This window comes from Acinetobacter sp. YH12211 (assembly GCF_013418015.1).
In the GTDB taxonomy this organism is placed as follows: domain Bacteria; phylum Pseudomonadota; class Gammaproteobacteria; order Pseudomonadales; family Moraxellaceae; genus Acinetobacter; species Acinetobacter towneri.
Window position 1 is genome coordinate 1 of sequence record NZ_VPCW01000021.1, and the last position, 22,406, is coordinate 22,406.

Genomic DNA, 22,406 nt, shown 5'->3' on the forward strand with positions numbered 1-22,406 from the left:
AAAGATAGCGTTGCTTGTCTGATACGTTGACGTTTGTTTTCTTGCTTGAGAAATTGCCAATAGATGGGTTCAAATTTTTTGAAAAAATCATCAACAATACAAAAAATTTCTGTAAAATCGTACATGGTAGTTAGAGCCTTTGGGTTGTGTCGTAACTTTCTAAATGGCTCTAACTACCTTTTTTTCAAGGGCTTTTCTTATCCGTAATTCGGGTTATAATAGTAATTATCATTTAGTAAGTTTTTTAGTGAATTTATAAAGCTAGTCACATAAGTAGGAGAGTCTAAAGTTCCTAGATACTCCCCCTCAATACATAAACGCAATGGGATGAAATTACTATTCTGATAATTTCCATCAAACTCTATAAAAACTTGATCGTTTCCAATTCTATTCATTTGCTATCTACCATTTTTATCAAGTCAGAAGGGACATCAGAAATCTTGATATTTCGTTCCTTTCCTGAGGACGTAATACCTTTTGTCGAACCATTCCAATGGAAATTGCCATTACCATCATCTTGAAACCTATGATAAATGACCTTCCCATCTTTATTTTCAATTGCCCATCTATTTTTTGGATCACTATCAATTTTTACACTGTTTTCCCATAATTTTACATGATTGTCAGGAATTATTGCTTTAGTAGAGTTATAAGGCATATTTCCATCTTTCAAGTCATGATGTCCTGGATTTTCATAATATTGTGTTTCAACATTAATAACTTTATCTTTAGTTGATGGCTTGGTGCCTTCGACTATGTAATTACCAATAGTATTAACCTGAGTTCGATGAAATCCATTTAGCCTTTTAGCATATTTTGGAAAGTTGGCTTATTGGGATTCAAACAATAAGCCACTACAGCAGCCATGATATTCACCATGAAGTTATTTACCGAACGATGACGTGAATGTTCAAGTTGATGTAAATTTTTTAATTGATCATTCACTGTTTCGATCAATCCTCTTCTGCAAAGCAATTGTTTTTCTTCTTCTGTTTGGATAGGTTTGTTTTTCATATTTCGACGTGATGGGGTCAATATTTTCAGTCCTCTTGCTGCTAAAGCTTCGGCTTTGGCTTTGCTCAAATAGCCTTTGTCTCCGAGTAGGATCCCTTTTAAATCTTGAGTTAAAGAGTCCAATAGAGCAACATCATGAACATTTCCAGATGTCAGTTTGAGTTTAATAATTTCCCCCAAATTATTGATAACCAAATGTAATTTAAAACCATAAAACCACCCCGTACTACTTTTTCCTCGACCAGCCAAACCTTTAAATACACGATGTCTTTTAATCCGAAGATTATGGCAAACCACCAATTTAGTGAAGTCAATGATACTGATTCCCGTATCTTTTCCTTTCACTTGATGGAAGAAACTACTCAGCGCTTGCAAACAACGGGGCATGATTTCAATAAATCGGTTGTAGCTAAGCAGTTTAGGAAAAGCAGATTTCCAGAATGGAACGATCATTTGGCAATAAAAATATTTAAAGAATCTAAACCCAGATTGATGAAATAAAATGACAATGGTCATTGCTTCAGACAAGCTTAAAGCTGACTTTTTCAACCTAGTTTTTTGATCAGAAATTAAAGCTTTCTCTAAAGATTCATTAAATTTTTTGCAGAAATCATCCAAAATACAAAATAATTCGGTAATATGATCCATTGAAAAGCCTTGTTTTATCACATTTTGTCTTGAGAACCAATATGTTACAAATACAGGGCTTTTTTTCTACTCTTTTTTTATATCGAACTCAGGTTAGTATTATTACTTTCGTCCTTATGTATGCCTAAAATCAGCAAAAAATCTATTTTTTAAATTCAGTAATATTAATAGGCTGATCTTTGACTAACTCAAGTACTCCTTCACCACCTTTAAAGTGAATAGATACACCATCATCATTGCTCAGTAAAATACCGCTACCAGATACAGTACGTTTTAAATGATAAACTGTGTCTGAATTATCTACCATTTCTGCAGTTTCAAAATTATCTGAAGATTTTAATTCAATGGTTAAATCTTGTGGGCCATTAAAATAAATAACTTGTGTTTCTGCAGGTGCATTACTTTGTACTTTTTCTTGGCTCACTTCATTATTTGAATTTGAGTTACATCCCATTAAACCGAATGCAAGTAATGTTGCCCCTAAAATATATTTCATTTTTGTACCTTTTCTATAAAATTGAAGCAAACTTATACTAATGACTTTAACTTTTGATAAAAAGATGGAATTACACTTTTATACTAAATTTTACTGAAAGTAATGAAGCTAAAGTTGACTAAATAAATCAGGAATTGTCTTCTTTAAAATTAATGCAAAAAAATATAGCAATATATGTTTCTTTAAATAAAACCTACATACACTCACATTCCTTGATCTTGAATTATTGTACGCTCATGTCATCTTAATTTTTGAATTTCAGCTATGAGTAAAAATAAAATGTACGATGCTCAGGTTTTACAGCAACAATATGAGCAATGGCATGATTTACATCGACAGATGAGAGAAGCGCAGCAAAAATGGCAAGCTGCAGAAAAGCTCTGGCAAGAATTACAGGCCTATTATCAAAGTGAACAATGGCTTGAGGACTATGAAAATGCGCCTGAACTTAGCTGCCGCGAAGGGGAATATTCTATATTATCGCAAGATACGCTATGGAATGCTTTAGAAGAGCGTCGCCAACAGGCAATTGATTGGATGAAACTGAGTTTAAGTGTGATTGAGAATTAAACTTAATCCAAACTTACATCTAATTTATTTTGATCAATAAAACTATCATCACAGTTTTATTCAGTAAATTTACTGCATATTTAATCAGTTATGTTATTTTGAGTTGGTTTGAAGAAATTAAAAACGAGTATCAACATGAAAAAGTCATATAGTGTTTTGGCTGTTTTAAGTGTGGCAACTTTAGCTGCGTGTAGTAATCAGCCTATCAATGAACAAACTCAGGTGCCACAGACCATGCAAAATTGTGTCCCAGAATCTGCTGCGCAGTTAGTTGGTAAAACAGGTTTGACTGAAACACAAATTAAAGCGCTTACCCGAGCTGAAATTGTGAGAATGGTTGCACCAGGTCAGCCTGTAACAATGGATTATCGTATGAATCGAGTCACTGTGGTGGTCGATCCGAAAACTAAAATTATTATACAAGCTTCTTGCGGCTAAAAATTTTAAGAAATTTTCTCAATATTACCCTGAAATTTTGCTCTGATTTTCAGGGTTTTGCGTTTTAATCAGCCAATCACTCAAAATTAAAGGACTACAGTATTAATATATCGGTTGTCATAAAATTTTAGATCAGGTCAGATAATGCACTTATTTATGTGTTTGAAAAATCAAGGAAATACACATTGATGCAAGCCTTGAATATATCGACACGCTTAGGTGGATTCTACTTTTTCTACTACGCAATTGTTGGGACGTTTTTGCCTTTTTGGAGCCTGTATTTAGAAGATCAGGGCTTTAATTATCAGGAAATTGGTGTTTTATCTTCTATTGCCATTTTAACGCGCTTTTTCGCGCCTTTTATTTGGGGATGGATTGCCGATAAATCAGGCAAACGGATGCTTTTGGTGCGCATCGCAACTTGGATGGAAGCCAGTATTTGGTTACTGATTTTTATTGTTCCGAATAGCTTTCAGTCTGTTGCATTACTCATGCTAATTTTTAGCTTTTTCCAAAACGCAATTTTGGCACAATTTGAAGGCGTGACTTTGTTTTGGTTGGGCGAGAAACGTGCGGAACTCTATGGCAAAGTGCGTAAATGGGGCTCTATAGGTTTTATTGTCGGGGTTTTTGGCATAGGTGCTATTTTGGAAATTATACCAATCTCCATGTTACCGATGTTGCTACTCAGTATTTCTTTACTGGCATTTCTATGGTCATTCAGTATTCAAGAACCAAGCTCCGCACCCATTGCACAAAAACAACTTGAACCCTTATTGCCTATTTTAAAGCGCCCAGTAGTCTATTCATTTTTTATAATTGAATTGATTTTACTGTTTTCGCATGCGCCATTTTATAGTTTCTACAGTAATTTTTTAAGTCAGGCAGGCTTTAGCACAAGTCAGATCGGTTTCTTGTGGTCTGTCGGAGTGATTGCTGAAATTATTATGTTTGCCTACGCAAGTTTGTTTTTAAAGCGTTGGTCTTGGCGTTCACTGGTTGCAGTATGTTTAATTTTGACAGGCTTACGCTGGGTAATTGTCGGTTTATTTCCATCCATATTTTTTGCGCAATTTTTTGCACAAAGTGTTCATGCCTTTAGTTTTGGCTTATTTCATATCATTGCCATGCGGGTGATTTTTCAAAACTTTTCTGCAGGGCAACAAGGTCGCGGGCAAGCACTTTACAGTACCATGTGGGGGTTAGGGGTTGCACTGGGGAGTATTTTGGCAGGGCATTATTGGGATATTGTTTCAGGCGAATGGATTTTTATTTTTGCAGGATTATCTACACTGATTGGTCTGTGTTTTATTTGGGGATTGCCAAAGCAATTAGAATCGCAGTTAATGTCGAGCGATACGAAAGCCTAGATTGGTGATTTTGCAGTGATACCGTTCTTTTATCAAAAATAGAAGCAAGCAACGTTGGATTAGCATAGTTTGCTTGCTTCTTACTCATTGCTACATCAAATACGGATTTTAGCGTATTGATGCCACCACGGTTGAGCCGTTTCAAGTTGTGCAGCCAGTTGTAAAAGCACATCTTCACGTGCAAAAGGCGCAATAAACTGCGAACCCAATGGTAAGTTATCTTTATTCCAATACAATGGCACAGACATTGCTGGCAGCCCAGTAATATTGGCAAGTTGAGTAAATGGCACCCATTTTAGGTTTTCTTTGACAATGCGATCGACCAATTTACCTTGCGCTAACCAATGTGCTTTACCTGCATGTAATAGTGTTTTTAAAATTGGTTTTTGCCATGCAGGAGTTTTAACTTCGCCATTTTTTGGTGCAACTGAGGCAGTTGCAGGGATGAGGTATAAATCATAACGCTCAAAGAATTGATTCATTTGCGCGACATATACCCCCCAATTATTCAAATTACGAATGTAATCTACTGACGTGGTTTTTGCGCCAAAGGCAGCCAAAGCCAAAGAGTCGAGCTCAAAATTATCGGAATGATTTGGCAGGCGAGTTTGAATTTCAGCAATTAAATAAGCAAATTGGCTAAACCATGTGGTAATAAAATCTTTGGCCAATTGCATACCATCAATAGCCGGACGGTCTTCAACAACTTCATGCCCTAAAGATTCTAAAAGCTGTACGGTTTTTTGAATGGCATTGATCGCATCTTGTGAAACAGCTGTACCAATCGGAGATTGGGTCGAATATGCGATTCTTAATTTTTTTGGCGCTTGCTGAATTGCATCTAAATAACTGCGTTCAGGAGCTTCAATTTTGAAAAGTGAATGACCATCTGCGCCATGCGTTGCATCGAGCATTGCCGCACTGTCACGTACACTTTTACTTAAAATATGTTGCATCGCTGCACCATGCATGGCTTCACTGAGTTGTGGCCCCCACGGGGTGCGTCCACGACTTGGTTTTAAACCAAACAAACCACAGTAAGACGCAGGAATACGAATTGAACCACCGCCATCACTTGCCCCTGCAATCGGCACAATACCTGCCGCAACTGCAGACGCAGAACCACCAGAAGAACCACCACTATTGTGTTTCAAATTCCATGGATTTTTACATGCACCCCAAGCATCTGGCTCGGTTATCCCTTTAATCCCAAATTCAGGCGTGTTGGTACGTCCAAAGGTAACGATTCCGCTATTTTCCCAACGATTTACAATTTCTGCATTTTGTTCTGCAAGATGATGCGCACGTTTTAAACCCTGACAACCAAATGAAGTCGGATAGCCTGCATATTGTTGAAATAAGTCTTTGACTAAAAAGGGCACACCTGCAAATGGGCCTGTTAATTTTGTTTGTGTGCGCTGCCGTGCATGTTCATGCATAGGAATAATAATGGCATTTAATTGTGGATTGGTTTGTTCAGCACGTTGTAACGCAATATCTAATAATTCTGAGGCCTGAACATCCTTTTTGGCAACGAGCTCTGCCAAGCCTAAAGCATCATATTGGAGGTATTCTGCAAGTTTCATTTCAATCCTGAAAATCTGTATTGTCAAATTGATGTTGTATGCTATTTTTGTTTAAGAAGCAAGAATGACCCGATTACGACCTTGCATTTTTGCCTGATATAGCGCCTGATCTGCCTGAATAATTAAATCTTGTAAAGGGAGATTGGTGGGTAAGTGTGTATGTGACACGCCCATGCTTACTGTAAAATGAATGGGTTCAAGGTTTTCTAAATTTAACGCTTGATGTTCAATACACATACGAATACGTTCTGCAATGCGTTGAGTTTTATTTAAGTTATTATTGTTCAGCAAAATAATGAACTCTTCACCACCAGTGCGACAAAATAAATCGTGATCACGTAAATTGCTTTTAACGATGTTAGAGAGATGTTGCAAAGCACGGTCACCGACATAATGCCCATATTGATCATTCATTTTTTTAAAATCGTCGATATCTAACATAATTAAAGACAATGAATGATTGTTTTTATGCTTTAAAGCTTTTTCACTTAACTGAGTAAAACTACGGCGGTTCAGTGTTTCGGTTAAACTGTCATGATTTGCCAAATACAATACTTCTCTATACAACTGATTTCGGTTTTGGCTAATCACACATAAAATTAACGTGGCAAGACCTAAAATAATTAAACCCACACGAATAGAAATAATGGTGGTTAAATAACTCGAATTCACTTGATCTATAAACAAGCCTGTGACGCTGTGATACAGAGTTAAACAGACCAAGCTATTAATCAGTGCCAAATTAAAAAGTTGATAGCTGGCAGCTGCCCAAATTAATGCAGCCAATGGATACAACAATGCACCTGGTCCATAAAAAATATGGGTGCAGGCGATAGAGATCAGTAATGCAAAAAAGGGCAAGATATCCTGAATTTGAGTTTCTTTAGCATATTGATTATTTATAAGTTTTTTGAATTTAGACCAGCCTGGGGCAGCCAAAATTAAAGGTAAGACAATTACCGCATTTAAAATTTCACCAGACCACCAAGTAAAAAAATCAATCCAACGATTTTCTTTTAACATAAAGGTGTGCGGCAAATTTGGCAGCAGAAGAATGGCAAATAAAGCCCCAAAGAAACAGCCTAAAGTTACAGCAATAATATGTGGATATAGCTCTGACACATTATTATTGCTCGCTGGAAGTTTAGCGCGGGCAAAATTAAAGAAAAACAACCCACTAAAAACAGCTACAAAGTTGGAAAGCGTTAAACCTAGCGTCATCAGGAAAGTATTGTCTGTGACCAAATCGGCGCCCATATAGCCAAAAAAAGCACCCAAAATTCCACCAAAACTTTTTAAAGATGGAAAGCGAATGAGTAGCCCCAACAAGAGGGCGTTGCTTGGCCAAAAAAAAGAAAAGTAGCTAAGTGGGCGAGTAAAAATACCCAATAAACAAGAAAAAAATACCACAACGGCTAGCAGTCCAAAGGCAAATATTTGCTTTTGAGTCGAAGATATAGTTTGCGGTATGCTAAAGTTTTGCAAGTACTAAACTCACTTTTGCAATGGGTTGATAATTAAGAAAAAAACTTGAATGAGTGTGACGTTCACAACAGAAAGGCGATCATATCAAATAACCATTACCTACAAAGTCGATTAAATGTAAACTAAGTCACATTTTCGCTAAATAAAATTGTTGTCTTATGTTTATGCTTGCAGATTTGGATTAAAAATATGCTAAGTTGTCTAAACGGTTTATATCTTTAAATAAATGTATGAAAAAAATATATCTAACCACAGTTTTAAGCTTATGTTCTGTCTGCGCGATTGCGAATGAAAATACAACAATAGATTCAGCCAAGTTAACGCCAGTAGCAGCAGAAACGACCAATAAATTTCGTGTGGTGACCCGTCCAGAAATTGTGGGGCTGTGGGGCATGCAAATCCCAAATAATCGTAAATGTATTGAATATTACAACTTTAAAAGTAATAGCGATGTGGTGATTAAAAGCGGTCAAGAATGGTCTGCAGGTGTATATGATTATCAACCTTCACAAGACCCTGCAAATTCGTTACCGGCTTTAATTTTGCAAGTTAAATATGACAATAATGAAGTGGATTGTTCTGGATATCAGGAAGACCAAACAGGGGACATTTCACAATATTTTGTAAAATGGAAAAATGCGCACACCATTAATTTCTGTAGTAATGAAAAAGCAGAACAATGTTTTGCGACGTTGTACCGCGTCCTGCCTTAAACTTTTCATTATTTGGTCTATTAGAGATCTTTTATAAACTCGTACCCCTCATCCTGTAGCGCGTGTATTGATCATCTAGAGCGCTAAAGCACAAAAGTAGTGAATTTCAATCTTTCATTAGACGAATTATTGATGATCATTTTTCGAATCCAGAATCAATTAACAAGAGCGACACATTTTAGTGAGTTGAAAAGTTAGGTGAATTCTTAGAATCATTAGACTTTTTCAACCGGCAATGACCTTATTACATAAATTTGGAGCAAGCTGTGATTTAAAGGTTTGAGGAAATTTAAATATAATTAAAACATAGTGTTAGATATTTGTTTCAACAAAGCTCTTACAAATAAGACTTTATTTTCTCTTATTCATATACGAGTGTACGAGTGCATTTTAATTTAATGAAAATTTTATCGTCTTGCTGAAAATAAAAACGGCTACTGAGCCATGCAAGCATTTTGCGACACATGGCTCAGCAATAAATCCATAATTATGCCTCGTCAATTTCTAAAGGATTTAGACTTTGGACAGAACTTGCTTTAAATGGTGCAGCAATTTGCTTTAAATCTGAACCCGATGGGGCTTGATACACTTTTAAGCCAAACTCCGGAATAATTGCCAGCAAATGATCAAAAATATCGGATTGAATACTTTCATATTCTTTCCATGCAGTGGTTTTGGTAAAGGCATAAATTTCTAGTGGTAAACCTTCACTGCTTGGCTGTAGTTGACGAATAATCAATGACTGAGATTGATTAATACCTGGATGTTGTTTCAGATAAAACTCAACATAGGCGCGGAACGTCCCTAAATTGGTTAAACGGCGTTGGTTGTATTGTGATTGATTTGCTAACTGCTGATTAAACTGCTCAATTTCTTCATTTTTGCTATGTAAATATTGATCCAATAACAAAAACTCTTTAAGTTTGCTTTGTTCATGTTCAGTCATAAAGTGCACAGAACTTTGATCAATTAAAATGGCACGTTTAATACGTCGGGCACCAGCTTCCTGCATGCCACGCCAGTTTTTAAAGGTATCGGTAATGAGTTTATTGGTTGGAATAGTGGTCAGGGTTTTATCCCAGTTTTGCACGGTGACTGTATGTAATGACATATCAATGACATCACCATCGGCATTTAAAGAAGGCATTTCAATCCAGTCACCAATCCGTACCATATCGTAGGAAGAAATTTGTACCGAAGCCACTAGAGATAAAATGGTATTTTGGAAAACCAACATCAAAACAGCAGCCATCGCACCAAAACCTGCGAGTAAGGTAAACACATCTTTTTTCAGGAAAGTGCCTAAAATCATGAGGGCACAGACCACATAAATAATGAGTTTAACTAACTGCAAATAGCCCTTAATTGGCTTGTTGCGTGACTTAGGGTTGCGTTGATAGAACAGGTTAAAAATATTTAAAAATTCAGAAATTGCCAATGCAATGGTCAGGAATATAAAGGCTTGCGCACCCATTTGCACAAAGCTTTCTACTTTATCTGACAAATGCGGTACGGTGGTGATGCCGTTCATAATCACGACAGCTGGGACAATGTTGGCAATACGTCGGATGACACTATGCTGTGAAATAATTTCACTATTGGCAAAGGTCATTTTAGAAATCAGTTTGCGAATCCCGCGCACTACAATTTGCTTGGCAATAAAGTTGGCTAAAATTGCCAGTAGAATCACAATACTGAGTGAGGTCAGCATTTCTAACCAAGGGTATTGGTTATACCATTCCTGAATATTTTGAATAAAATTAAATTCTTGCAAAAGGTCCTCGCTTTAAGGTTGCTGATTTTCGTCTGCACGGCACTTAGAATTTTGGCCTGCAATTCACCTTAATTCTTCATTGATGTATGAAATTGTTAGATAGTGTATCGACTAAAGTTTAAATTTGAAGGCTGAGTAACTTTTTGCTACATTTCAATTATTTGTTTTTACTGAAAGTTTTCAATCAAGTTGCAGTCATAATAAAAAAGCCAGTACAGATACTGGCTTTGAATAGATACCTAGCATAAATACTTGCGTGATCTACCACATTAAATCATCTGGAATCACATAGGCTGCGTATGGATCTTCTTCATCTGTCGTGGCTTCATTTTTCTCGGCATTATTGACAATAATAAAGCCTTCCATTTTGCTATTAATACGTTCAGCTAAAGCTTTAGGCAGGAACGCATAACTGTCATTTTCTTTGGCAATCACCAAACTACCTGCCACGAGTGCATTGTAAATTTGTTGATTGATATACACTTTTTTAATCTTGCCATCTAAAAACTGATAAGCCACTTCACCATCGGTATCACGAATTTTATGCTGCTGAATCATTTGCATAATTGCTGCTTTCAGTTCTTTTTCCTGTAAAGCGGCTTTCTTTTCTTGCTCAATAGCTTGGTCTTTGGCGAGTTTTTCTTGCTGTGCCTGTGCAATTTTGGCTTTCACTTCAGCATCTTTACTTTCACCTGTGCGCTGTTCGTGTAAGGTTTGTTTAGACAGTTTTTTTGCTTTTTTATTATCCACTAAACCCGCTTTGAGCAATTGTGCCTGTAGTGCATTTTTAACCATGATAATTTCCGAAACTTAATGTTGAAGATGTCGATAGCGAAAATAAATAATCCAATACACCAAACTCAAACTTAGGCTGAGTCCTGCAGGTACCAGAAAAGAATTCAGTTTAAATGTAGGATAAATGGCTGCAGCGAGTAATCCACCCACAAAGAAACCAATTAAAATCAGTAGGTGTAAAACAATACGCCTTTTTTCAACTTGTAAGCCCCGCACTCGATAACCGAGAGCTAAGCCTAAATCGGTCAATACCCCAGATAAATGTGTGGTGCGGATGATGGTGCCTTTATAGTAGCTGATCATGGCATTTTGTATGCCCATGGCAACCGATGCCCAAAGCAGGGCATAACGTGGGAAATAAGGCAATAATGCCCAGCAGATTAAAATAAAAAATGCCACCAAACTCATGGGCAAACCATAACGACGCCCTAAGCGAAAATTGCTATTTCCTAAAATGACGCCGCTATAAAATGAGCCAATCACATAGCACAAAATCACCAGAAACAAGAAAATCATGGCTTCTGGTTTCCAGTCGATTAGCGCCATCGCCAAGATACTAACGTTACCAGTCATGTGCGAAACGGACTGGTGCAATACGGTCACCAATCCGAGTACGTTAATAATTCCAGCATTGACGGCTAGAAAAAAAGCACCAAATTGCACCCAAAGGGGTAAAGTTTGAAAAGGCATAATGGATGATTGCGTAAGTTTCCTAACGCATTGTATCTTAACTCAAACCACGGTCAACCGCAGTAGTAAATAGCACATCGGTAGATGAGTTAAGTGCAGTTTCGGTTGAATCTTGCAATACGCTAATGACCATACCAATTGCAACAACTTGCATGGCAATATCTGAAGAAATACCAAATAAGCCACACGCTACAGGAATCAGCAGTAACGAGCCGCCCGCAACGCCTGAAGCACCACAGGCCGACACCGTTGCAACCACAGATAAAATCAGCATGGTGCTAAAATCGACAGAAATTCCTAAAGTATTTACCGCAGCTAAGGTCAAAACGGTAATGGTGACCGATGCGCCTGCCATGTTAATTACTGCACCTAACGGAATTGCAACACTCGCGGTTGATTCCTGTACGCCTAAACGCTTGGCTAAGTCTAAATTGACAGGGATATTGGCTGCAGAACTACGGGTAAAGAAAGCAGTAATGCCACTTTCGCGTAAGCATTGAAAAACTAAAGGATAAGGATTGCTGCGGGTCACAAATGCCACCATGATTGGGTTGATGACCAACGCGACAAAGAACATCGTACCTAACAAGACTGCCAATAATTGAGCATAACTGGCTAAGGTGCTCAAGCCTGCATCGGCAAATGTCACGGCAACCAAGCCAAAAATACCGAAAGGCGCAAAGTTAATCACCAAGCGAATAACGCGATTGACTGCATTGGCTGCATCATTCAACAATGCTTTGGTGGACTCTGTAGCATGGCGGAAGGCAATCCCTAAAGCCACAGCCCAAGCCAAAATACCAATAAAGTTGGCTTCGGCAATGGCAACTACAGGGTTAGCAACAAAACTAAGTAAAAGATTTTTCAAAATTTCAGCAAGACTGCCCGGCGGGGTTAATTCTGACTGTGTTGCAACATCTAAAAATAATGTACTTGGGAAAAGTGAGCTTGCAATGACCGCACTGAGCGCAGCCAAGAACATACCAATCGCATACATCAGCATAATCGGTTTGATATAAGCATTGCTACTTCCAATTTTAAAATTGGCAATGGATGCCATGACCAAAATAAACACTAAAATTGGCGCAACAGACTTTAGGGCTTTAATAAATAAATCACCCAAAAGGCTTAAATAAGGCGCAGATTCTGGAAATAAAATTGCAACAGCCACACCGAGTACAATTGCAATCATAATTCGGGAGACTAAACTCAAACGCAAAAAAGCTGAAAACATACGAAAATAAGGTAAAAGAAAAGCGGCTATTTTATACTGAAATATCCATGTGCTTAAAAATAATTTTGATTTAAAAGTTAAGTCTATATTTTTAAAAGTGATATTTATTAAACTGTTTAAATTTCAGCAAGATAAAAGTACTCATTGATCAAAAAGTATGTGTGTTGAACATCCAGTTTTAAAGATAAAATTAAAGATCAATTTCTTGATCTTTAAGTCAGTTCAGGCGCAAGCTCTTGCATGGCTAAATAATGTGAAAAAAAAACTTTTCCATTTAAATGCTGCAAAAGTTTTGAGTGTTGTAATTTGTCCATTACCGGGCCTTTAATTTCAGAAAAATGCAGACAAATATTCAATTTTTTTAGTTCAAGATTTAAATCTTCCAGCATTTCGAGTGCGCTTAAATCAATACTGCTAATACTCGAACAATTCACCACTACATGCTTTAACTGAGGGTTTTGGCTGACTTGATTAATAAAAAAGCCTTTTAAAGTATTGGCATTTAAAAAGGTTAGATTTTCATCAATTCGCATGGATAGCACGTGTGGCGCGGTACGCACTTGATGCCGCTGAATATTACGAAAATGTTGTGTGCCTTCAAGTAAACCAATTACCGCAATATGTGGTCGGCTAATACGCCACAACATTAGAATAAAGGTGGACACAATTCCAATAATTAAACCTGTCGAAATATCAATCAATATGACGCCAAAGAACGTCACCCACATGGCTAGACCATCGGCTTTGGAATAACGCCAAGTTTCTTTAAAAGACTGAAACTCGACTAGTTTCCAAATTGAAACAATAATGGTTGCAGCCAAAACAGCCAGAGGTAAATCTTGGAAAAATCCCGTGAAGTATAAACTGACAATAACAATCACAATGGAGGTAAACACACCTGCCATGGGTGTTTTTGCACCTGCATCGGCATTCACGACGGTACGCGACAAACTGCCTGTGACGGGAAAAGAAGAGCTGACACCTGCGCCAAAATTGGCTAAACCGAGTGCAATGAGTTCCTGATTGCTATTTAAGTGACTGCGCTGTTGTAAGGCGGTGGCTTGTGCAATAGACAATGATTCTACAAAACTGATCATGGCAATCATGGCTGCGCCCGGAAGAAGCTGCAGAACGAGTTGTGTATTCCATTCAGGGAGATGAATAGGCGGGAATCCTGAAGGAATTTCTCCCACAGTTTTAATTCCGACTTGTTGCAAATGCAATGAATAAACCAAAGCAATCGAACCGATCACCAATACCAATGGCAAGGCTTTTAAGATAAAACCATTCCCTCGAACACGTTCACGAATGGCATTACTGTTGATGATTTTAGGGGCGTAAATTAGAAATAAAATGGCAGCAACACCCAAGAGCACGCTATAAAGATGGGTTTGTCCCACATATTGCCAAAAGCTGTATAAGAACTCGGGTAAGTTATTGGCTTTAAGGGGGATGTCTAAAAGAAATTTAAGCTGTCCAATCGCAATCATTAATGCAGAGGCAATAATGAAGCTTTTAATAACAGGATGGCTAATGAGTTGAATTAAAAAACCGAAACGAAAAACACCTAAAAGTAGTGAAATAATGCCGACCATCAGGGCAAGTAAACAAGCTGCTTGAATATAAGCTGCCGAGCCGACTTCAAATAATGGATTGAGCGTCGCAAAGGTCATCATGGAAATAATGGCGACTGGGCCAATGGACAAGGTTGGACTGCCACCAACCAAGGCGTACATGATCATGGGGATCACGCTCGCGTATAAACCCATGACAGGAGGTAAACCTGCAAGCATGGCATAAGCCATCCCTTGAGGTACAAGCATGGCAATGACGATAAACGCAGACAGCAGATCAGATTTCAATGTTTCTGCATTGTATTTTCGCAGCCATTGCCAAGCAGGCAGTACACGAGCCAAACGTGAATTGAAATCTGACATACTGAAATCTAAATCATAAATTTAGATATATTATGAACAAAAAATGCTAAGAAGTCTTTGAAATAGCAGGAGAGTATTCAAGTTTTATGGTGATGCCTGATAATACAGGCATTATCATTTAGTCCTGCGGGCAATAAAGTGCATATAGGGTATTAAGTACCTGCACCATTTTTTCATCTTTAATTGAATAAAAAATTTGCTTGCCATCACGGCGGGTATTCACCACATCACTTTTACGCAGCATCATTAATTGTTGCGATAAAGTAGGCTGATGAATTTGAGTTATTTCTTCAATTTGCGATACGTTTAATTCTTGTTGAGATAAATGACAAAGAATTAAAAGACGGTCACTATTCGCCAAAGATTTTAAAATTCCAACAACGGTATCCGCAGATTCACGCATTGATGTGATTTCAAGACCATCGTTCATTGTTTTATTCTCTTAATTTACAGCTAACCCAATATATATTAGGCGGGAGTGGAAGATAAATTATATAACATAAATCATTATTTATATATGAGAACAAGTATCATTTAAGAAAAGATATCAGCCAATCATAAATAATGGCCTGATATTCTAATCAAAAAATTGATAAAAAAGTGGCTGAGTTACAATAAAACCTATTTTTTCACCTGTTCAAAACTTTTTAATTCTTTCTCACTAAATTCACTCGATGCAGCTAATAACTCGTGAATTTCTGGGTTATACCAAGCAAAGTATTCAGACATTTTGGCACTAAAAGTATCATCTAGGCTTATCTGCGCAGCATTGTGTTGCAACAAGGCTTGCTGATCTAAACTGCTGATAAAACTTTTTAAGGTGGCACTATCAAAATAATATGCAGACTTAAATTGTGCAGAATCTGCAGCGCGTTGTAATACGGTTTTGGTCATTTTTTCCAAAACTTTCAGATTTAAAGGGATGTGTGCGCTATAACGCTGCAAAAGCCCTTGAATCAATACGAAATTATTTAAACTTGGTTTTGCCAGTTCAGCTAAGGCATAGAGTTCATGCTGTGTAGCTGGGTTCGGCTGTAATTGCAGATTTGCTTCTGTAACCCAATTTTGCTGAATAAAGTACGCCACAATTTTTTCGATTTCTTGAGAAAGTTCTTGCGCCGTCCATGCCAAGAAAAACTCTTGCTTCAAATATGGATAAATCGCCTGCAGTTTTTGCATTAAATCTGAGCATGATAATGCTAAATTTTGTTCATTAAACTGCTGCACAATTAATGCTACACACGCAGGCAAAATAAAGCAGTGCAAAATATTATTGCTAAAATAGCTCAATAAGATTTTTTGGCTTTCTGCGACTCGAATCTGTTCTACACCATCTTGGTTATAACGCTCAACTTGTTTAAGTTTTAGCGCATATTCAATAATTTCTTGTGGATTTAAACCCGTAATAATCATACGTGGGTCGTAGCACAATTGTTTGAGCAAACGTCGATATTGTTCAATTCGGGCGAGCAGCTCATCTTGTTTCAATGCATGCTGATCGGCATTTAATAAAATCAGAGAGATGAGGGCGATTGGGTTAATCACCACCGCTTTATTGATATTTTCCAAGATTGCATGCGCAGTATGATCTACCGTGTGAATCACAGAGGTCGGTAGTTCATCATTTATGTTCAGTTTTACATCGCGTGCTTGGTTGGCAGTTAAAACATCATCTAAAAATACAGGTTCGCCAAAGTTGACATAGACCTGACCAAAGACTTTTTCAATTTTACGGGCAGAGTTTAAAATACCCCATAAAGATTCGGCTTCTTTCGGTTTGCCGTTTAATTCATTTAAATAAGATGTGCCTTCAATCAGTTTTTCATAACCAAAATACGTTGGAATAAATGCAATTGGTTTGGTTGCTCCGCGTAAATGGCTTTGAATGGTCATCGACAACATGCCTTTTTTCGGCGGTAACAATAAACCTGTACGTGAGCGTCCACCTTCAATGAAGTATTCGAGTGGGGTGTTGCGTGACAATAAACTGTGTAAATATTCTTTAAATACCGAGGTGTATAATTCATTGCCGCTGAAAGTACGGCGAATAAAATACGCACCTGCACCACGCATTAATTGACCCACAATTGGTAAATTTAAATTAATACCTGCTGCAATATGCGGCACCATCAAGCCACGATTAAAAATCACATAAGACAGCAACAAATAGTCGATGTGGCTACGATGACAAGGGGTATAGACGATTTCATAGTCTTTGGCGAGTTCGCGTACCGTGTCAAAGTGATGCACTTCAATGCCATCATAGAGCTGTGTCCAAAGCTTGGTCAGTGCCAGTTCAGCAAAACGCAAAGTCGAATAAGAAAAGTCCGATACAATTTCAGTTAAATAGCTTTTAGCACGGTTTTCTGCTTCAAACATACTGACTTTTTGTTCGATACTTTCTTTACGAATAGCTTGTTGTACTGCTTCACTTTTCATCAACGCATGAATCAAATTACGGCGGTCAGATAAGTCTGGGCCTAAAATCGCTTCTTTGTGTTGATTAAAATTGTGTTCCAGATGTTGCTCAATAAAGTGCGCAGGCGATAAGTGTGGTTGTTGTTGTGTGGCTTGTTCAATAAGCTGACGTAAGGAAATTGCTTTATGAAACTCGATGTAGTTATCACGTGAATAGAGCGAAATATTAATGGTTTGTTTAAGCTTGTTTGGCGTAGACCATGCATCGGCAAATAATGCTTTAAACCAAGAGTCTTCGTATTCGGGTGAACGTCCCCAAAGTACAGTTACGGGAACTAACAACACATCATGTTCAGGATGTTGCTCTAAGGTTTCAATGAGTCGAATCAATTTAGCAGAGTAGTGATAAGCACTGTGCTGTGGGTTTTTCTCACGCAAGACCAAAATGGAATCGTCTTCCTGATGCTCGGCAATGTTTAAAGGCGCATACACAGAAGGTAAACCACGAGATTGCGTCTGCTGATCAATCAATACGGTATTGCTGAGAGAGGCATCTTGCAGCACATAACAAAATTGTGTTTTTTCAGAGCTTTGTGCAACACGATGTTCTAATTCTGCAGTCGTGCCTAATACTTGTGGCGTCACAATCTTATCTAAGATTTTTTTAGTGAAATTACGATAAAGCTGACTGTAACGTTTATTAGACATTTCATTCCCTACATTTTGTTATGTGTTGCTATTGTCAAAAAATAAATAGCGAATTTCAAACCCAAGTGCCGAGAAAATCGACAATTAAACTGAGGTCGTCATCTCTTTATTCTAATTCGCATTTTGTTGAAAGCTAATCATATTTTTGTATAAAACAATTTTCGTGAAACATCGGCAAAAATTTTATAAAAAGGTATGATAATTTAAATTTTGTTTATATAGATATAACTTAGGGAATAATCATGACCACAGATGCAGCTTTTTCAACACCAGCAAATTTAGGGATTGCCGTATATAGCAATAATGCAGAAGCGATTGGTAACACGCCATTGGTACGCATTAACCGTTTAATTTCTGGCGATGCAACGGTTTTAGCCAAAGTGGAAAGCCGTAACCCTGCATTTTCTGTGAAATGCCGTATTGGTGCTGCTTTAATTGCCGATGCTGAAAGACGTGGCGTGTTAAAAGCAGGTATGCATATTGTAGAACCGACCAGCGGTAATACAGGAATCGCTTTGGCATTTGTAGCTGCAGCAAAAGGTTATGAGATTACACTAACGATGCCTGCAAGCATGAGTATTGAGCGCCGTAAGGTGTTGAAAGCGTTGGGTGCAAATTTGGTGCTGACTGAGCCTGCAAAAGGTATGAAAGGCGCGGTGGATGAAGCAGAGCGTTTGGCAACCGAACATCCTGAAACTTATTATTTGCCGCAGCAGTTTAATAACCCTGCCAATCCGCAAATTCATGAAGAAACCACAGGCCCAGAAATTTGGGCAGCAACAGGCGGCAAGGTCGATATTCTTGTTGCAGGTGTAGGTACAGGCGGTACGATTTCTGGTATTTCGCGTTATTTCAAAAAGGTAAAAGGTCAGGCATTGCATACTGTTGCAGTCGAGCCTGCTGAATCTCCAATTATCGCTCAGGCCAAGCGTGGTGAAGCCATTACGCCTGCACCACATAAAATTCAGGGGATTGGCGCTAACTTTATTCCAAAAAACCTAGATTTAGATTTGGTGGATGAAGTGATTGCGATTGAAAGTGCTGAAGCAATTGACTGGGCGCGTAAAACAGCAACCCAAGAAGGTATTTTAGTCGGTATTTCAAGTGGTGCAGCAATGGCTGCTGCTGCAAAATTGGCGGCACGTCCTGAAAATGCAGGTAAAAATATTGTGGTGATTTTACCTGACAGTGGTGAGCGTTATTTATCTTCAGTATTATTTGAAGATATTAGTGCAGAATGATATGTCTTTAGACAGTCAAAAGAATTTGAAAAATCCCAAAGTTTGAACTTTGGGATTTTTTATTTAGAGAATAAATTTATGAGGTGAGTTAATACGTTCTGAAAAGCAAATTTCTTTCTACTTAGACGCTAATATTTAGCGGGATCAGCAATGAATCCAACGAAGCTAACTATGTAAAAATCAAACAATCGCAGATACTTTATCTGGCGTCATCAGTGCTTGATTAATATATAGCTTGATTAAGCGTTCACGTGACCCAATAGCTTTTTGATAATGGGTAGAATTGAGTAATAACGACGCACCATAAGTTACTGTCCAAATATAAGACAGATAATCACGGATCGACATCGCGCTGTTAAAGGACTCTAAATAGGCTTGGGTGATGTCCTTAATTTCTAAAATACGCTGCTCACGAATATCGTATAACTGTTCAAACAATTCATTTAGTTTACGTTCATTATTGGTTAAGCGTTCTTCAATTGAGTGCAGCAAAATCGTACGGTTGGAATTAAGCATGTTATACAGCATGTACTGCGAAACATAAGTTTGAAAGTTATGGTGATACTGTTTGGAAATATCCAATAAACGCTGTTCATTTAAAATAATTAACTCTAAATAGAGCTGATTTTTACTTTTGAAATATTTATAAATTGTGCCTTTGGCAATATCTAACTCTGCAGCCAACTCACTTAATGTAATATCATTATGATTTTCCAGTAATAAAACCTCAGCCATTGCCAAAATTTTCTCTTTACGACGTCGGAAATTTTCTTGGCGTAGAGTCGTCATCAATCAATATTCCAATTACAACCAATTAAGCATGTTGGAGTCTAGTGCAGTTTGAGCAACTTGAAAATAGCACCAAGGTCTTGAAAAGGTAAGTTTTAACGTATGTTCATCAGTGAACCAATGAATTTAAAAAATATCATGTGAAAAATAGCACAATCCATAAGCCAAATCGGTTGTCAATAAAACTGAACCAAACAGGTCATTTTAGTGAAATAAAATTGGATTTCTAAAACTTTTATTCTATTTTTCATAAGCAAGGCCTAAAAGTCTAAGATCAATCAAGCATAGCAATTCAGCACTTTGCGAGATTGCAATGCTCATCTTTTGATTTACATTTAACGTGAATTACTTGCTAACTCACAGGGATGTTATTTGTAATTTTAAAAAGCATGGCTTTTACGGTAATCACTTTAAAAAGACGGTAATAAGGGACTAAAAATGATTGTAATTGTAGATGCTGTACGTACCGCAATGGGCGGCTTTCAAGGTTCACTGGCAAGTTGTATAGCACCCGATTTAGGCGCGGTTGCAATTCAACACGCAGTTGCACGTGCAGGTTTAAGTGGGACTGACATTGATGAAGTAATTTTTGGTTGTGTATTGCCTGCAGGTTTGAAGCAAGGCCCTGCACGTCAGGCGATGCGTCAAGCGGGTTTACCCGATAGTACAGGTGCAACCACCATCAATAAAATTTGTGGCTCTGGCATGAAAGCTGTTATGCAGGCAGCCGATGCTATTCAGGCAGGTTCAGCGCAGATTGTGGTCGCTGGCGGTATGGAATCTATGTCGAATGCGCCGTATTTGCTAGATAAAGCACGTGCAGGTTTCCGTATGGGACACGGCAAAGTCACAGACCACATGTTTCAGGAAGGTTTAGAAGATGCTGAAACAGGCTTGTCGATGGGCGTGCTGGCGCAAGACATGGCAGACAAGAAAAACTATACCCGTGAGCAGCAGGATGAATACGCAATTCGCTCTTTAAACCGCGCGGTAGAAGCCATTCAAAACGGTTATTTTAAAAATGAAATCGTGCCTGTCACTGTTCATTCACGTAAAGGTGATGTGATTGTCGATCAGGATGAACAACCGTTAAATGCCAAAGTCGATAAAATTAGCAGTTTGCGTCCCGCATTTAAAAAAGATGGCACGATTACAGCCGCCAATGCCAGCTCTATTTCAGATGGCGCATCTGCTCTGGTGATTACATCAGATGTGGTTGCGGCAGAGCGTGGCTTAAAACCGCTTGCAAAAGTTGTGGCATACGCGACACATTCACAACATCCTTCTGAGTTTACTCTTGCTCCTGTAGGGGCGATTCAAAAAGTGCTAGATAAAGCAGGGTGGTCGGTTGCCGATGTAGATTTGTGGGAAATTAATGAAGCCTTTGCCATGGTAACCATGCTTGCGATAGATGCTTTTGATTTAGACCCTGCCAAAGTGAATATTCAGGGTGGTGCATGTGCTTTGGGGCATCCTCTAGGTTCTTCAGGTTCACGTATTATTGTGACGCTCATTCATGCATTGCAACGTATAGGCGCGAAAAAAGGCGTGGCATCTTTATGTATTGGCGGTGGTGAAGCCACAGCGATTGCGGTGGAGTTAGTTTAAGTCCAGCTCGTCTAACTGCAGATTCATCTATAAAAAATAGAGTTCTCGAAAGAACTCTATTTTTTTAACTTTTAACTTATTAACAATAACAATGAAGTTTTATGCTTGGATAAACTGCTTCACTGCTTGGTTAAATTCATTTGGCAATTCTACGTTAGAAATGTGCGATGCATTGATTTCAAACAATTGGCTATTGGCAATACGTTCAACCATAAATTGACCATCGACAACTGTTGTCACAGGGTCTTGCTGACCTGCAACCACTAAAACAGGCACAGTGATGTCTTTAAGTTGTTCACGTACATCCGCTTTAGCCAAAGCTTCGCAACAGCTCGCATAACCTTCGGCGCTGCCAGCTGCCAAGTCGTTTTGAAGATTGTTGACCACTGTCGCGTTGCTTTGGATAAAGGGTTCAGTAAACCAGCGTGATGCTGCAGTCGAAGCAATCGGTTGTAAACCTTGTTCACGTACCAATGCGGCACGGTCATTCCAAGCCTGTTCTTGACCAATTTTTGCCGCAGTATTACACACCACCACCTGATTAAAACGTTCAGGGCGATGAATCGCTAACCATTGACCTGTTAAACCGCCCATAGAAATACCACAGAATGCCGCTTTTTCAACATTTAAGTGATCGAGTAGATTTACAACATCTTGACCCAATTGATCAATGCTATATGGACCTTGCGGAGCTGATGATGCACCGTGACCACGTGTGTCGTAGCAAATTACAAAAAAGTCTTGCTGGAAAAAATCAATCTGTGCTTGCCACATTTTGAAGTTTGTACCCAGCGAGTTTGAAAAAATCAGTGCAGGTTTTGTAGCATCACCAAAAGTTTGGTAATTGATTTGCGCATCATTTGAGGTAAAAGTTGGCATTTTTTTTAAATCC

19 protein-coding genes and 2 pseudogenes are annotated in these 22,406 nt (G+C 38.2%); 6 read left to right on the forward strand and 15 right to left on the reverse strand.

All coding sequences use genetic code 11. From position 1 onward, the window contains the following. From FTU98_RS10105 to FTU98_RS10120, 4 genes and pseudogenes are all read right to left on the reverse strand, one after another. Nucleotides 1–125: pseudogene (locus FTU98_RS10105) on the reverse strand (IS982 family transposase); the annotation flags it as partial. A 266-nt stretch (nucleotides 126–391) separates the two neighbouring features. Beyond that, the gene (locus FTU98_RS10110) at nucleotides 392–673 is read right to left on the reverse strand and encodes a hypothetical protein (RefSeq protein WP_180051368.1); all 282 of its coding nucleotides are present in this window, start codon (nucleotides 671–673) and stop codon (nucleotides 392–394) included. Between the two features lie 125 nt (nucleotides 674–798). After that, a complete protein-coding gene (locus tag FTU98_RS10115) occupies nucleotides 799–1,662 on the reverse strand; it encodes an IS982 family transposase (protein WP_180051369.1) in 864 nt (287 codons plus the stop codon). 142 nt (nucleotides 1,663–1,804) lie between these two features. After that, nucleotides 1,805–2,158 (reverse strand): hypothetical protein, encoded by a 354-nt coding sequence (locus FTU98_RS10120; protein ID WP_178319619.1) that lies wholly within the window; start codon nucleotides 2,156–2,158, stop codon nucleotides 1,805–1,807. Nucleotides 2,159–2,422: 264 nt separating this feature from the next. Here FTU98_RS10120 and FTU98_RS10125 point away from each other — a divergent pair, with 264 nt between their 5' ends. The 3 genes and pseudogenes from FTU98_RS10125 to FTU98_RS10135 all read left to right on the forward strand — a co-directional run bounded on the left by FTU98_RS10125 (nucleotide 2,423) and on the right by FTU98_RS10135 (nucleotide 4,536). Further along, nucleotides 2,423–2,728 (forward strand): DUF4298 domain-containing protein, encoded by a 306-nt coding sequence (locus FTU98_RS10125; protein WP_096901595.1) that lies wholly within the window; start codon nucleotides 2,423–2,425, stop codon nucleotides 2,726–2,728. 237 nt (nucleotides 2,729–2,965) lie between these two features. Continuing rightward, nucleotides 2,966–3,166: pseudogene (locus tag FTU98_RS10130) on the forward strand (I78 family peptidase inhibitor); the annotation flags it as partial. 188 nt (nucleotides 3,167–3,354) lie between these two features. Beyond that, on the forward strand, nucleotides 3,355–4,536 hold the full coding sequence (locus FTU98_RS10135; protein ID WP_180005958.1) for an MFS transporter: 1,182 nt from the start codon (nucleotides 3,355–3,357) through the stop codon (nucleotides 4,534–4,536). Between the two features lie 95 nt (nucleotides 4,537–4,631). On the opposite strand, the gene FTU98_RS10140 is transcribed toward FTU98_RS10135, so the two are convergent. Further along, complete coding sequence (locus FTU98_RS10140) at nucleotides 4,632–6,122, reverse strand: amidase (protein ID WP_131261947.1); 1,491 nt, start codon at nucleotides 6,120–6,122, stop codon at nucleotides 4,632–4,634. A gap of 51 nt (nucleotides 6,123–6,173) precedes the next feature. Next, nucleotides 6,174–7,607 carry a diguanylate cyclase gene (locus FTU98_RS10145; RefSeq protein WP_218944947.1) on the reverse strand — a complete coding sequence of 478 codons (1,434 nt, stop codon included), beginning with the start codon at nucleotides 7,605–7,607 and terminating at the stop codon, nucleotides 6,174–6,176. Between the two features lie 230 nt (nucleotides 7,608–7,837). Between FTU98_RS10145 and FTU98_RS10150 the strand changes: the two genes are divergently transcribed. Then, complete coding sequence (locus FTU98_RS10150; RefSeq protein WP_004973490.1) at nucleotides 7,838–8,320, forward strand: hypothetical protein; 483 nt, start codon at nucleotides 7,838–7,840, stop codon at nucleotides 8,318–8,320. 487 nt (nucleotides 8,321–8,807) lie between these two features. On the opposite strand, the gene FTU98_RS10155 is transcribed toward FTU98_RS10150, so the two are convergent. From FTU98_RS10155 to plsB, 7 genes are all read right to left on the reverse strand, one after another. Continuing rightward, nucleotides 8,808–10,094 carry a mechanosensitive ion channel family protein gene (locus tag FTU98_RS10155; protein WP_096901601.1) on the reverse strand — a complete coding sequence of 429 codons (1,287 nt, stop codon included), beginning with the start codon at nucleotides 10,092–10,094 and terminating at the stop codon, nucleotides 8,808–8,810. 261 nt (nucleotides 10,095–10,355) lie between these two features. Then, complete coding sequence (locus FTU98_RS10160; RefSeq protein WP_004973493.1) at nucleotides 10,356–10,889, reverse strand: DUF2058 domain-containing protein; 534 nt, start codon at nucleotides 10,887–10,889, stop codon at nucleotides 10,356–10,358. A 15-nt stretch (nucleotides 10,890–10,904) separates the two neighbouring features. After that, on the reverse strand, nucleotides 10,905–11,579 hold the full coding sequence (locus tag FTU98_RS10165; protein WP_131261946.1) for a YoaK family protein: 675 nt from the start codon (nucleotides 11,577–11,579) through the stop codon (nucleotides 10,905–10,907). A gap of 37 nt (nucleotides 11,580–11,616) precedes the next feature. Further along, nucleotides 11,617–12,813 (reverse strand): serine/threonine transporter SstT, encoded by a 1,197-nt coding sequence (gene sstT, locus FTU98_RS10170; protein ID WP_154320731.1) that lies wholly within the window; start codon nucleotides 12,811–12,813, stop codon nucleotides 11,617–11,619. 212 nt (nucleotides 12,814–13,025) lie between these two features. Continuing rightward, nucleotides 13,026–14,750 carry a SulP family inorganic anion transporter gene (locus tag FTU98_RS10175; protein WP_180051371.1) on the reverse strand — a complete coding sequence of 575 codons (1,725 nt, stop codon included), beginning with the start codon at nucleotides 14,748–14,750 and terminating at the stop codon, nucleotides 13,026–13,028. Between the two features lie 118 nt (nucleotides 14,751–14,868). Continuing rightward, the gene (locus FTU98_RS10180) at nucleotides 14,869–15,180 is read right to left on the reverse strand and encodes a metalloregulator ArsR/SmtB family transcription factor (RefSeq protein ID WP_154320733.1); all 312 of its coding nucleotides are present in this window, start codon (nucleotides 15,178–15,180) and stop codon (nucleotides 14,869–14,871) included. Between the two features lie 191 nt (nucleotides 15,181–15,371). Beyond that, the gene (plsB, locus tag FTU98_RS10185; protein ID WP_180051372.1) at nucleotides 15,372–17,876 is read right to left on the reverse strand and encodes a glycerol-3-phosphate 1-O-acyltransferase PlsB; all 2,505 of its coding nucleotides are present in this window, start codon (nucleotides 17,874–17,876) and stop codon (nucleotides 15,372–15,374) included. Nucleotides 17,877–18,118: 242 nt separating this feature from the next. On the opposite strand from plsB, the gene cysK reads away from it, so the two are divergent. Continuing rightward, nucleotides 18,119–19,117, forward strand: coding sequence for a cysteine synthase A (gene cysK, locus FTU98_RS10190; RefSeq protein ID WP_096901605.1), 999 nt, complete (start codon nucleotides 18,119–18,121; stop codon nucleotides 19,115–19,117). A 180-nt stretch (nucleotides 19,118–19,297) separates the two neighbouring features. On the opposite strand, the gene FTU98_RS10195 is transcribed toward cysK, so the two are convergent. Then, complete coding sequence (locus FTU98_RS10195; protein WP_004973506.1) at nucleotides 19,298–19,906, reverse strand: TetR/AcrR family transcriptional regulator; 609 nt, start codon at nucleotides 19,904–19,906, stop codon at nucleotides 19,298–19,300. Nucleotides 19,907–20,344: 438 nt separating this feature from the next. Here FTU98_RS10195 and FTU98_RS10200 point away from each other — a divergent pair, with 438 nt between their 5' ends. After that, nucleotides 20,345–21,514, forward strand: a complete 1,170-nt coding sequence (locus FTU98_RS10200; protein WP_004973508.1) for a thiolase family protein — start codon at nucleotides 20,345–20,347, stop codon at nucleotides 21,512–21,514. Nucleotides 21,515–21,613: 99 nt separating this feature from the next. On the opposite strand, the gene pcaD is transcribed toward FTU98_RS10200, so the two are convergent. Further along, nucleotides 21,614–22,393, reverse strand: a complete 780-nt coding sequence (gene pcaD / locus FTU98_RS10205; RefSeq protein ID WP_096901607.1) for a 3-oxoadipate enol-lactonase — start codon at nucleotides 22,391–22,393, stop codon at nucleotides 21,614–21,616. Between the last annotated feature and the right edge of the window lie 13 nt (nucleotides 22,394–22,406).